General features: G+C 71.3%; 11 protein-coding genes and 1 riboswitch. Of the genes, 7 read left to right on the top strand and 4 right to left on the bottom strand.

Annotated features, from left to right (window positions below; translation table 11 throughout):
- The first annotated feature begins 8 nt into the window (after positions 1-8).
- The 4 genes from ACFY0F_RS16315 (at position 9) to ACFY0F_RS16300 (ending at position 5658) form a co-directional block, all read left to right on the top strand.
- Entirely contained in the window at positions 9-1766 is a 1758-nt protein-coding gene (locus tag ACFY0F_RS16315; protein ID WP_388793677.1) for a glycoside hydrolase family 15 protein, read from the top strand.
- 2 nt (positions 1767-1768) lie between these two features.
- Positions 1769-2776, top strand: a complete 1008-nt coding sequence (locus tag ACFY0F_RS16310) for an SDR family oxidoreductase (protein ID WP_388793675.1) — start codon at positions 1769-1771, stop codon at positions 2774-2776.
- 46 nt (positions 2777-2822) lie between these two features.
- Positions 2823-3323 (top strand): metallophosphoesterase family protein, encoded by a 501-nt coding sequence (locus ACFY0F_RS16305; RefSeq protein ID WP_388793673.1) that lies wholly within the window; start codon positions 2823-2825, stop codon positions 3321-3323.
- Between the two features lie 478 nt (positions 3324-3801).
- Complete coding sequence (locus tag ACFY0F_RS16300) at positions 3802-5658, top strand: cellulase family glycosylhydrolase (protein WP_388793672.1); 1857 nt, start codon at positions 3802-3804, stop codon at positions 5656-5658.
- A 51-nt stretch (positions 5659-5709) separates the two neighbouring features.
- Here ACFY0F_RS16300 and ACFY0F_RS16295 read toward each other — a convergent pair whose 3' ends face one another.
- Complete coding sequence (locus ACFY0F_RS16295; protein ID WP_388793670.1) at positions 5710-6978, bottom strand: YncE family protein; 1269 nt, start codon at positions 6976-6978, stop codon at positions 5710-5712.
- 148 nt (positions 6979-7126) lie between these two features.
- Here ACFY0F_RS16295 and ACFY0F_RS16290 point away from each other — a divergent pair, with 148 nt between their 5' ends.
- On the top strand, positions 7127-7786 hold the full coding sequence (locus ACFY0F_RS16290; protein ID WP_388793668.1) for a TetR/AcrR family transcriptional regulator: 660 nt from the start codon (positions 7127-7129) through the stop codon (positions 7784-7786).
- 29 nt (positions 7787-7815) lie between these two features.
- Here ACFY0F_RS16290 and ACFY0F_RS16285 read toward each other — a convergent pair whose 3' ends face one another.
- Positions 7816-8223 (bottom strand): RidA family protein, encoded by a 408-nt coding sequence (locus ACFY0F_RS16285; protein ID WP_388793666.1) that lies wholly within the window; start codon positions 8221-8223, stop codon positions 7816-7818.
- A gap of 140 nt (positions 8224-8363) precedes the next feature.
- On the opposite strand from ACFY0F_RS16285, the gene ACFY0F_RS16280 reads away from it, so the two are divergent.
- Both ACFY0F_RS16280 and ACFY0F_RS16275 read left to right on the top strand, forming a co-directional pair.
- The gene (locus ACFY0F_RS16280; protein WP_388793664.1) at positions 8364-8744 is read left to right on the top strand and encodes a winged helix-turn-helix transcriptional regulator; all 381 of its coding nucleotides are present in this window, start codon (positions 8364-8366) and stop codon (positions 8742-8744) included.
- Positions 8745-8923: 179 nt separating this feature from the next.
- Positions 8924-10891, top strand: a complete 1968-nt coding sequence (locus ACFY0F_RS16275) for a ricin-type beta-trefoil lectin domain protein (protein WP_388793662.1) — start codon at positions 8924-8926, stop codon at positions 10889-10891.
- Between the two features lie 11 nt (positions 10892-10902).
- Here the strand turns inward: ACFY0F_RS16275 and ACFY0F_RS16270 are convergent, their stop codons facing one another.
- Entirely contained in the window at positions 10903-11751 is an 849-nt protein-coding gene (locus ACFY0F_RS16270) for a bifunctional 5,10-methylenetetrahydrofolate dehydrogenase/5,10-methenyltetrahydrofolate cyclohydrolase (protein ID WP_388793660.1), read from the bottom strand.
- A gap of 23 nt (positions 11752-11774) precedes the next feature.
- Positions 11775-11857: riboswitch (ZMP/ZTP riboswitch) on the bottom strand.
- A 25-nt stretch (positions 11858-11882) separates the two neighbouring features.
- Positions 11883-12731, bottom strand: coding sequence for a hypothetical protein (locus tag ACFY0F_RS16265; RefSeq protein ID WP_388793658.1), 849 nt, complete (start codon positions 12729-12731; stop codon positions 11883-11885).
- Positions 12732-12755: the final 24 nt, after the last annotated feature.

The raw sequence follows: 12755 nt of genomic DNA, 5'->3' as shown, positions 1-12755 counted from the left end.
GAGACCTGATGAGCGACCGTTTCGCACCACACGCACTGCACGACTACGCCCTGCTCGCCGACGGCGAACGCGGCGCGCTGATCGGCCCGGACGGCGGCGTCGTCTGGCTGTGCGCGCCCGGCTGGCACGACGACGCCGTGCTCGCCTCCCTCATCGGTGGCCGGGGCGGCTACGCCGTCACCCCACGAGCCCCCTACGTCCCCGGCGGCTACTACGAGAACGGCAGCCTGATCCGGCGCAGCCGCTGGGTCACCACCGAGGGCGTCGTCGAATGCCGCGAAGCGCTCGCCTTCCCCGGCGAGGCGGACCGCGTGGTCCTGCTGCGCCGGGTACAGGCCGTCGACGGACCCGCGCAGCTCGACGTCGTCCTGGACCCGCACGCCGACTACGGCCGCGCCCCGCTCGACTCGGCCCACCGCGACGACGCCGGTGTGTGGCACCTGGCCACCGGCGCCCACCGGCTGCGCTGGCAGGGCGCCCCCAGCGCGACCCTCGGCCCCCACGGGCTGACCGCCGAGCTGGTCCTCAAGCCCGGGGAGAGCCACGACCTGGTCCTCGAGTGCTCCCCCTCCCCGCTCCCGCACACCCCGCCGCACGCCGAGCAGGTCTGGGCGGCGACCGAGCAGGCCTGGCGGCGGGCGGTACCCCGGCTCGAGGACACCATCGCCCCGGGCGACGCCCGGCTCGCCTGCGCCGTCCTGCGCGGCCTGACCACCTCCGGTGGCGGCATGGTCGCCGCGGCCACCACCAGCCTCCCGGAACGCGCCGAGGAGGGCCGCAACTACGACTACCGGTACGTGTGGATCCGCGACCAGAGCTACGCGGGCCAGGCCGCGGCCGCCGCCGGGGTGCCCGAGCTCCTCGACGACGCCGTACGGTTCGTCGCCCGGCGACTGTGCTCCGACGGGCCCCGCCTCACCCCGGCCTACACCGTGCGCGGCGAGCCCGTCCCCGACCAGCGCGACCTCGACCTGCCCGGCTACCCGGGCGGCTTCGACCGGGTCGGCAACCGGGTCGAGCACCAGTTCCAGCTCGACTGCTTCGGCGAGGCGCTGCTGCTGTTCGCCGCGGCGGCCCGGCAGGACCGGCTCGACGCCACCGCGGCCGAGGCCGTCGGCATCGCTGTACGTGCCATCGCCGACCGGTGGCAGGAGCCCGACGCCGGGATCTGGGAGCTGTCCCCCCGGCGGTGGACCCACAGCCGCCTGGTCTGCGTCGCCGGCCTGCGCGCCATGGCCGCCGCCGATCCGCGTCACCCCCGCGCGGACACCTGCGCCCGGCTCGCCGACACCCTGCTCGCCGCCATCACGGCCACGTCCGTGCACGCCGACGGGTACTGGCAGCGCAGCCCCGACGACCCCGCCGTGGACGCCGCCCTGCTGCTGCCCCCGGTACGCGGCGCCCTGCCCCCCGACGACCCGCGCACCCGGGCCACGCTCGACGCCTGCCGCCGCGCGCTCGCCGAGGACCACTTCATGTACCGCTTCCGCCACGACGACCGGCCCCTCGCGGACGCCGAGGGCGCCTTCCTGCTCTGCGGATTCGTCATGGCGATGGCCGAACACCAGCAGGGGCGGACCGTCTCAGCGCACCGCTGGTTCGAACGCAACCGCGGCGCCTGCGGCGCCTCGGGACTGTACGCCGAGGAGTACGACGTCGCCCAGCGGCAGCTGCGGGGCAACCTCCCGCAGGCCTTCGTGCACGCCGTACTGCTGGAGACGGCGGCCCGGCTGGGCCGCGACCACTCCCACCCCGGAAGGAGCTGACCATGCCCGCCACCGTCGTCATCACCGGTGCCAGCGCCGGTATCGGCCGCGCCACCGCCCGCCTCTACGCCAAGCGGGGCGCCGACGTCGTCCTGGTCGCCCGCGGTCGTGGCGGGCTGGAGGCCGCCGCCGACGAGGTCGCCGCGCTCGGCGGCCGGCCGTTGGTGCAGGTCGCCGACACCGCCGACGCCGACCAGCTCGAGGCGGTCGCCGACGCCGCCGAGAAGGAGTTCGGCCCCATCGACGTCTGGATCAACTGCGCCTTCAGCTCCGTCTTCGCGCCGTTCGACGAGATCACCGCCGAGGAGTACCGGCGGGTGACCGAGGTGACCTACCTCGGCTTCGTCAACGGCACCCGGACGGCGCTGAAGCGGATGCTGCCCCGCGACCGGGGCACGATCGTGCAGGTCGGTTCGGCACTGGGGGAGCGGTCCATCCCGCTGCAGTCCGCGTACTGCGGCGCCAAGCACGCCATCAACGGCTTCACCTCCTCCCTCCGCGTCGAGCTGCTGCACCGCGGCAGCAACGTGCACGTCACCGTCGCCCAGATGCCCGCCGTCAACACGCCCCAGTTCGACTGGGTGCGCTCCCGTCTGGGCAAGCACCCCAGCCCCGTCCCCCCGATCTACCAGCCCGAGGTCGCCGCCCGGGGTGTGGTGTACGCCGCCGACCACCCGCGCCGCAAGCAGTACTACGTGGGCGCCACCACCGTGGCCACGATCTGGGCCAACCGCCTCTTCCCGGCCGTGCTCGACCGCTACCTGGCCCGCACCGGCTTCGGCTCCCAGCAGACCGACAAGGAGGCCCCGACCGGCCGCAGCAACCTCTTCGAGCCCGTCGACCGGCTCCCCGGCGACGACCACGGCGCCCACGGCATCTTCGACGACAGCTCCCACAGCCGCTCCTGGCAGACCACCCTCGCCCACCACCCCGCCGCCACGGCGCTCGGCACCGGCCTTGCCGCGGTGACCGCGCTCCGCGGCATCCGGCGCCTCGCCAAGTCCGGGTGAAGGCCGGGTGACCCACTTCGGGCAGGCGCACCGATAGCCTGACCACGTGCGCCTGCTCGTCATGTCCGACACGCATCTGCCCAAGCGCGCCAAGCGGCTGCCGGACCAGCTCCTGGCGGAACTGCCGCGGGCCGATGTCGTGATCCACGCCGGGGACTGGGTCGACACCGCCACCCTCGACCTGCTGGAGGGCCGCAGCCACCGGCTCGTCGCCGTGTACGGCAACAACGACGGGCCGGGGCTGCGCGCCCGCCTCCCCGAGGTGGCGTACGCCGACCTGGGCGGCCTGCGCTTCGGCGTCGTCCACGAGACCGGTGCCGCCCAGGGCCGCGAGGCCCGCTGCGCCGCCCGCTTCCCCGGCCTCGACGTGCTGGTCTTCGGCCACAGCCACATCCCGTGGGACACCACCGCCCCCGGTGGCCTGCGCCTGCTCAACCCCGGCTCCCCGACCGACCGCCGCCGCCAGCCGTACTGCACCTATCTGACGGCGACCGTCGCGGACGGAGAGCTCACGGAGGTGACCCTGCACCGGCTGCCACGCCGGTGAGGGCAGCGACTTCGCACGTCAGGCGGGTGATACGAGATCCGGGCCGCCCCATGCAGGGGAGCGGCCCGGGCACTGTGGATGATGCGCTGTCACGGACCTCCTTCCGGGAAGTACCGCAGAGGACATGCATGCCTCATCCATTACTGTTGCGCCGCCTACCCGTCCTCCGCGGACCTCACACACATATCCGGTCAATGGCTGGAAAAGAATCCGTGGACGAGAAACTCCGTGGACACGGAAGAGGGCGCGTTCCTGCCCGCCCCGGCCCGCGAGGCGTTCCGCGAGGCCGTCGGCGCCGACGACGCGACCTGGGCCCGCGCCCGGGGTGACCACGGCCCTGCGCCACCTCGAGGCGGACCTCGCCGACCACCGCCGGGTGACGGGCCGAGCGGCTGAGGGCAGAGGGGCGACCGAGCCCGGACTTACTCAGGAGTCAGCGGTGTTGACTGTGTGCTGACATCGCCGGAATGTAGTGGACATGTCGAATATCCGGGCGCGTCTGATCGTTGTCCTGGTTGTCCTCTGTGGATTCCTGTCGGTGGCGGGCGCCCAGCCCGCCACCGCCGCCCCGTCCGACTCCCTCTGGTTCGACGGCACCTCCCTCACCGTGCAGAACGGCCGCTTCACCGACGGCCAGGGCCGCGAGGTCGTCCTGCGCGGCTACAACGTCTCCGGCGAGACCAAGCTGGAGGAGAACGGCGGTCTGCCCTTCGCCTCGGTCGCCGACGCGAAGAAGTCCGCGACCGCGCTACGCGCGCTCGGCGGCGGGAACTCGGTCCGCTTCCTGCTCTCCTGGGCCCACGCCGAACCCGTGCGCGGGCAGGTCGACACCGCCTATCTGGCCGCCGTCACCGACCAGATGCGCGCCTTCCTCGACGCCGGTATCCGTGTCTACCCCGACTTCCACCAGGACCTCTACTCCCGGTACCTCTTCAACACCGGAAGCTGGTACACGGGCGACGGCGCCCCCGCATGGGTGGTCGACGCCGGCGGTTACCCGGCCGAGTCGTGCGGCATCTGTCTCTTCTGGGGGCAGAACATCACCCAGAACCAGGCCGTGACGAAAGCGCAGTACGACTTCTGGCACAACAAGTACGGCCTCCAGGACGCCTTCCTCACCACGGCCCGGACGGTCATGTCGTACCTGGCGCAGCACCTGAGCGACACCGAGTTCGCGGGCGTCGTCGGCTTCGACCCGTACAACGAGCCGTACGCGGGCACCTACGACTCCGGTCAGACCAGCCGCGCCTGGGAACGGGATCTGCTGTGGCCGTTCTACGTGAAGTTCCGCGCCCGCATGGACGCGGCCGGCTGGCAGGCGAAGCCCGCCCTGGTCGAGCCGAACCTCTTCTGGAACTCCAACATCGACTCCCAGAAGCAGGAGGGCGGTCTGCTGGACGCCGGCACCCTCGGCCCGCGCTATGTCCTCAACACCCACTTCTACGACCAGAAGGCCATCTCCGGCATCCTGATGTGGGGCAAGGCGGGTGACGGCCAGTACGCGACCGACTTCGGCACGGTCCGTGACCGCGCGTCGGCCGCGCAGAGCGCCGCCGTCGTCAGCGAGTTCGGGCACCCCTTGTCGGGAACGGTGTCGGACAAGGCGCCGACCGTGCTCAAGGCGATGTACCAGGCCCTGGACTCCCGTCTGCCCGGGGCGAGTTGGTGGGACAAGCCGGCGTCCTCCGGGCCCGTCCTGTCCGGCACCCAGTGGCAGTGGGACCTCTACAACGGCCGTCACCACGAGGCGATGAACGGCAATCCCGGCAAGGTGCTCACGTCCGGCGACGCCTGGAACGACGAGGACCTCTCCGCCGTGCGCCTGGACGACTCCGGTGCGGTGACACTCCGTCAGGACGCCCGTCTGCTCGACCGGCTGTACCCGGCCGCGACGGCGGGCACGGCGCTCGCCTTCACCTACGAGGACCGGTCGAGGGACGGCTCGACGACCCTGACCTGGAACCCGGTGCCCGGATCGCTGCCCAACGTCTCGAGGCTGGTCGGTTCCGGCCAGTACGGGCTGCTGGTCTGGCGTTCCGGCAGTGGTACGGCGCCCACCGAACTGCACCTCCCGGCGTCCTTCCCCAGCTCGGCGACGACGGTCGTCTCCGACCTCGCCACCGTGTACGCACCCCCGTCGTACACCGCCTCGACCCCCGTCGGCGTGGCCCCCGAGCCCGGCGGCACCGGCAGCCGCCGCGTGCTGCTCACCGACGCGGACTCCGGGGTCCTGCACTACGCGCTGGTGACCAACGGCACGACGAGCGCCCCCTCCACGGACCTGCTGGGCGCGGCGAAGTCCGAGCTGGCGGCATGGGTGGCGGCGCACTTCTGAGCCGCGCCGGCCTCCGGGGCGCCGCCGCACCCCGGAGGCCGCTCAGGGACGTCAACTGCCGGACGGCCCCGTCCAGTCGGCCGGCACATGCCCCAGCCGGACGCGCTGCGGGTGGTCGCCCACCGGCACGGACGCCACCTTCTGGCCGGTGGCGAAGTCGATGGCCGTGACCTGGTCGGCGCCGGACTCGGAGATGATGCAGTCCTTGCCGTCGCCGCTGACCGTGGCCCAGTAGGGCTTGGAGGCGGTGACCAGCGGGCCCTCCTGGAGGGTGGCGCGGTCGACGACGGTCGCGTAGTCGTCCATGGTGCCCGCCACGCACAGCTTGGTGCCGGCGGGGTTCATCGAGATGCCGTGGTGGCGCGAGTCGTTGACCCACGTGGTGCGGTCCTCGCTGGTCGCCGGGTTCTTCGGCAGGGTCTTCATCCGGGTGATCTTGTCGGAGGCGACGTCGTACTCCAGGAAGCCGTTGAAGAACGACACCTGGAAGTACAGCTTCGACTCGTCCGGGGAGAAGACCGCCGGGCGGACCGCGTCGGAGAAGTCCTTCAGGCCGAAGGCGTCCAGCCTGCTCCGCATGTCGATGATCTTGACCTGCTTGTACGTAGTCGCGTCCACCACCGTGATGTGGCGGTCGCCCTTGGTCCAGTCCGCGGACGGGTCGTCGAGGGAGGTGTTCACGTCCCCGATGGACATGTTCCAGATGTACTTGCCGTCCTTGCTGAAGATGTTCTCGTGCGGCTTGTCACCCGTGGCGAACGAGCCGAGCTGCTTGCCGGTGTTGATGTCCAGGACGTGCACCTTGTTCGCGGTCGAGGCGGAGACCGCGACCCGGGTGCCGTCGGGGGAGACCGCCATGTGGTCGGCGCGGTAACCGGCGACGGGGAAACGCCAGTTGATCTTCCCGGTGGCCAGGTCGATGGAGACGACGTCGGCGAAGCTCGGGCGGGAGACCACCACCGACCTGCCGTCGGGCGTGGAGTACATGTCGTCCGCGAACTGGTCGTGGCCCTCGCCGACGCTGTTGCGGATCGCCTGGAAGTAGATCCACTTGATCGGATCGGCGTTGATCTCCGCCATCCGCTGGTCCTTGTCCGGGATGACGTTGATCCGGCCGACCTTCGCGAAGTCCCCGGAGGACTTGATGACGTCCGCGGTGCCGTCCCAGTTGTTGCCCACGAACAGCACCTCGCGCAGGGCGGAGGCGTCTGAAGCGGTGGACGCGGTGGTCGCGGCGGACGCGGCAGTGGCGGGGCCGGCGACGGCCAGGACGAGGGCGGCGGCTATGGAGCAAAGGTGCCTGGATCTGGGGGCAGGCATGACTGCTCCCTCCTCTGAGGAATCTGAACACGGGTGCTTTCAAACTGAACTTACTGAAAAGTAAGGACGGGGTGGCCTACTCGACAAGATGCGTGCACGACAAGATTGGTCATCGGCGGGATGACGGACGGGATGACGGAGGGGGAGCATGGCGGGCAGACTCAGGCCGCCGACCGGTCGCTACGGCGGCAGGTCCGCGCAGGAGCGGCAGGCCGAGCGGCGCCGTCGCTTCCTGGACGCGGCGCTCCAGCTGTTCGGTGACAGCCCGGGTTTCCGCGCGACGACCGTCGCCGCGCTGAGCCAGGCGGCGGGGCTGTCCACGCGTCAGTTCTACGAGGAGTTCCGCACCCTGGAGGACGTGCTGGCGGCACTGCACCTGCAGGTCAACGACTGGGCCGAGCAGGCGGTGCTGGCGGCCCTCGCGGAGGCGGAGGCGTTGCCGCTGGCCGAGCGCGTCACCGTGCTGTTCCGCGCCTACGCCCGCGACGTCACCTCCGACCCGCGCCGTATCCGCATCACCTTCGTCGAGATCATCGGCGTCAGTCCGCGCCTGGAGGAACAGCGCCTGGCCCGGCGCGCCGGCTGGGTGGACCTGATCTGCGCCGAGGCGAGCGCCGCCGCCGCGCGCCAAGAGGCCGAGGACCGCGACTACCGCCTCGCCGCGACCGCGTTCATCGGCAGCGTCAACGGCCTGCTCCACGACTGGAGCGCGGGGTGGGTGGACGCGACCCTGGACGAGGTGGTCGAAGAACTGGCCCGGCAGCTGCTGGGCATCCTGCGCCCGCAGGACTGGACACGGGAGCGCTGAGCCGGGCGGACGGCCTCGACCTCCGCTGTTCAGTCGAGGACAGCGGTGGCTTCGATCTCGATCAGATGCTCGGGGACGTCCAGCGCCGCGACGCCGATCAGCGTGGTCGGCGGGGCCGAAGCGAAGCCCAGCTTCGCGGCCGCCCGGGAGACCCCCTCCAGCAGGGCGGGCATCTTGTCGGCCGTCCAGTCGACGACGTAGAAGGTCAGCTTGGCCACGTCGTCGAAGGAACCGCCGACCCCGGCCAGCGCGGTGGCGACGTTGAGACAGCACTGCTCGGCCTGTGCGGCGAGGTCGCCCTCGCCGACCGTGACCCCTTCCGCGTCCCAGGCGACCTGCCCGGCGACGAAGACCAGCTTCGAACCGGAGGCGATCGCCACCTGCCGATAGACATCGATCTTCGGCAGTCCGTCGGGGTTCTTCAGGGTGATGGCCATGCTGTCCTTCTCCTCGTCCGGGCTCGGGTGAGCCGGGGTTCGTCACACCAGAGCCTCGTGGTCTCTTGTGGTTACTCGGGAACGGTAGGAGAGTGAGGGCTGACATGGAAGAACGCACTTTTCGGTGACGGGGGAACCTGATGGTGACCAAGCAGTTCAGCGGCTCGGCCGAGGAGGCCGACCTGCGCCGGGCCGACTCCCTGGGGCGTGAGATCTTCTCCGACGTCGCCAACAAGTGGGCGTTGCTGATCATCGAGGCCCTGGGGGAGGGCACCCTGCGCTTCAGTGAGCTGCGCAGCCGGGTCGAGGGCATCAGCCACAAGATGCTCACCCAGAACCTGCGCATGCTGGAGCGCAACGGCCTGGTCGAGCGGACCGTCCACCCCATCGTTCCGCCCCGTGTCGAGTACACCCTCACCGAAGCGGGCCACGCACTGCGGGCGACGGTCGACGGGATGTGCGAGTGGACCTACCGGTACTTCCGGCACATAGAGTCCGCCCGGCGGCGCTTCGAGGCCTGACGGCCGGTCAACGCGGGTCTCGGCCTCCCAGTTCGGGCCTGCGGGGGCCGTCCGGTCGCTCCGGTCACATCCGTTGACTTCCCCCTCCGGCGGCTCTACGGTCAGCGCGCTACGCGTTCGGAGTGCCGATCCGTGTTCGAAATACCGTGCGAGCCTGGAAGAATCCCCGGAGGAGCCGCATGTACCCCCCATCCCCGTCCCGGCGCAGCGCCTTCGCCGGGCGCCGCAGAGCCGCCGCCGTACGCGCCCTGGCCCTGGCGCTGACCGTGGCCGCCGCGCTCCTCTTCGCCCAGCCGGTCACGGCCCAGGCCGCGACGATCCGTCAGATCCCCGTTCCCACCGCGCCGATGGGCTGGGCCTCCTGGAACAGCTTCGCCGCGAAGATCGACTACAACGTCGTCAAACGGCAGACCGACGCCTTCGTCGCCGCGGGACTGCCGGCCGCCGGATACAAGTACGTCAACATCGACGAGGGCTGGTGGCAGGGCACCCGGGACAGCGCCGGCGACATCACCGTCGACACCTCGGAGTGGCCGGGCGGGATGAGCGCCATCGCCGACTACATCCACAGCAAGGGGCTCAAGGCCGGCATCTACACTGACGCGGGCAAGAACGGCTGCGGCTACTACTACCCGACCGGCCGCCCCGCCGCCGCGAACACGGGCAGCGAGGGCCACTACGCCCAGGACATGCTGCAGTTCTCCAAGTGGGGCTTCGACTTCGTCAAGGTCGACTGGTGCGGCGGCGACGCCGAGGGACTCGACGCGAAGACGACGTACCGGTCCATCAGTGACGCGGTCGCCAAGGCCACCGCGACGACCGGCCGTCCGCTCACCCTCTCGGTCTGCAACTGGGGCAAGCAGAACCCGTGGAACTGGGCGCCGGGCCAGGCCCCGATGTGGCGGACCAGCACCGACATCATCTACTACGGCGACAAACCGTCGATGACGAACCTGCTGTCCAACTTCGACCAGACCCTGCACCCCACCGCCCAGCACACCGGCTACTACAACGACCCGGACATGCTGATGGTCGGCATGGACGGCTTCACCGCCGCCCAGAACCGCACCCACATGAACCTGTGGGCGATCTCGGGCGCCCCGCTGCTGGCCGGCAACGACCTGACGACGATGACGTCGGAGACCACCTCGATCCTGAAGAACCCCGAGGTCATCGCCGTCGACCAGGATCCGCGCGGACTGCAGGGCGTCAAGGTCGCCGAGGACACCACCGGGCTGCAGGTGTACGGCAAGGTGCTGTCCGGCAGCGGCAACCGCGCGGTCGTGCTCCTCAACCGCACCTCCGCGGCCAGGGACATCACGGTGCGCTGGTCCGACCTCGGCCTGACCAACGCCTCAGCGACGGTCCGCGACCTGTGGGCCCGGACCGACGTAGGCAGCCACGGCACGGCTTACACCACCGGTGTCCCGGCGGGCGGCTCGGTGATGCTCACGGTCACCGGTGGCACCGAGGCCACGAGCAGCACGTACCCGGGTACGTCGAGCTTCACCGGCGTGGGCGCGGGCAGCACCGGCGTGAAGACCGTCGACGTCTCCTACACCAACACCGCCGCCACCGCCCGCACGGCCACGCTCCAGGTCAACGGCCAGGACAGCACGACGGTCTCCTTCCCGCCCACGGGGCCGAGCGCGGGCACGGTCTCCGTCGCGGTCGCCCTGTCCAAGGGCTCGGCCAACGAGCTCACCTTCTCGAACGCCCCGACGCTCGACTCCATCACGGTCAGACCACTGCCCGGCGCGAACGGCACCCTGGTCGCCGGCAAGCAGTCCGGCCGCTGCCTCGACATCTACGACAACACCATCACCAACGGCACCCAGGCCGAGGTGTGGGACTGCAACGGCGGCCAGAACCAGTCCTGGGCGTACACCTCCCGCAAGGAACTCGTGGTGTACGGCAACAAGTGCCTGGACGCCTACGACCAGGGCACCACCAACGGCACCAAGGTCGTCGTCTGGGACTGCAACGGCCAGAAGAACCAGCAGTGGAACGTGAACGGCGACGGCACGATCACCAACGTGGGCGCCGGTCTCTGCCTGGACGTGTACAACAACGCCACGGCCAACGGCAGCCCGCTCGACCTGTGGTCCTGCAACGGCCGGACCAACCAGCAGTGGTCGCTGACGTAGCGACCCGCTGATCACGCCGGTAGTTGCCGGGCGGCGGCTGCCACGGTCTGCTCCAGGAGCGTGGCGATCGTCATCGGTCCCACGCCGCCCGGCACCGGCGTGATCAGCGAGGCCCGCTCCACGGCCGAGTCGAAGTCGACGTCACCGACGTTCCCCGGGTTGCAGCCCGCGTCGATCACGACCGCCCCGGGCTTGATGTCCTGGCCCTTGACCAGCCGGGGGCGCCCGGCCGCGGCGACCACGATGTCCGCCTCGCGGACCGCCGCCGACAGGTCACGGGTGCGTGAGTGGCAGTACGTCACCGTGGCGTCGCGGGCCAGGAGCAGCATGCCGACCGGCCTGCCCAGGATCGCGCTGCGGCCGACCACGACGGCCCGCCGGCCGGCCGGGTCGACGCCGTACTCGTCGAGCAGCCGCAGAATCCCGCCGGGGGTGCAGGACACGAACCCGGGCAGACCGAAGCTCATCGTGGCGAAGGAGGCGAAGGCGACGCCGTCGACGTCCTTCTCGGGCGCGATCGCCTCGAACGCGGTCCGCTCGTCGATGTGGTCGCCCACCGGGTGCTGCAACAGGATCCCGTGGACGCCGGGGTCTGCGGAGAGTTCCCGCAGCCTCCCGACCAGCTCCCCGGTGGTCGTGGTGGCGGGCAGCGCCACGTGCCGCGACTCGATGCCCGCCTTGCGGCAGCGGTTCCGCTGCATCCGGACGTAGGTGACGGACGCCGGATCCGCACCTACCAGCACGGTCGCCAGACAGGGCGCCGTACCCGTCCGGCCGGTGAGTCCGGCGGCCTTCGCGGCGGCGTCCTCGACGATGCGGCGGGCGAGCGCGGTGCCGTCCATGAGCCGGGCCTGCGACATGGTCCACTCCTGAGCTGGTCGGTCCTCATCGCCCAGGCGCACGGCATGCACGGTGCGGACCGCTCCCCGGTGGTGCTCCACCTCAGCGCCAGTCACGGCCCGCCTCCACCCTGACCGAGGTGCCGGCAGGCTCAGTTGCCGTCCTCGGGGGGCGGCGTCGTCGGGGCGGCCTCGGCGAGGAAGCCGGTCGCCTGGGCCGCGAGCCGGGTCGCGCCGATGGCCTCCGCCCAGCGGACGATCTCCGTCGCCAGCGCCCTCGCTCCGGCTTCGTCGCCGGTGTCCCGGGCCAGTACCGCCAGCACGAGGTGCTGCGAGAGTGTGCCGGGGACCGTGCCCTGGCCGGCGCCCAGCGCGGTGGCTCGGCGCCAGCGGTCGAGCGCGCGGTCGTCGGCACCGGCGGCGTGGTCCTGGCCGCCGAGATGCCGCAGCGCCTCGCGGGCCAGCAGGTCGTCCGGACCCGACTCACCGGCGCGCAGGGCGGCCGCGTAGTGAGCGGTGGCGGACGCGCCGTCGGCGAAGTGGTTGTCCGTGATCAGGCCGACGTAGTGCGCCGCCCAGCCGCGACGCACCGTGTCCGGGGCGTCGTCGTGGAGCTCCCGCGCCCGTCGCAGAGTTGCGTCGAGTGCCTCCGGGTCCTTGCCGTCCGGCCCGCGGCGCAGTGAGCCGTCGACGAAGAGCAGCCGGCCGTAGGTGTGCCGCAGCCGCAGGAAGGCCACGTCCCAGTCGCCGTCGGGGAACGCCTTCTCCGCGTCGGTGATCCGCTCCGCGGCGGTGTCCGTACCCGCGAACCAGTCCCGCTCCAGGGCGACTTCGGCCGCAGCCCGGGCGATGCGCGCTTGGACCGCAGGCCCGTCGGGGATCGCCGCCTCCAGCAGCCGCGAGGCCCGCTCCCAGCGGCCGGCCAGTCGCAACTCCCGGACGGCGGCGAAGAGTTCGTCGGATCTCACGGGCATCGTGCCGCTGTTCTGCTCAAGGGTCATGCGCCGCACGGTAGTTAGGGAGAA

The sequence above is a fragment of the Streptomyces sp. NPDC001544 genome (assembly GCF_042894285.1).
Taxonomy (GTDB): domain Bacteria; phylum Actinomycetota; class Actinomycetes; order Streptomycetales; family Streptomycetaceae; genus Streptomyces.
This window is presented reverse-complemented; position numbering and strand designations above follow the sequence as displayed.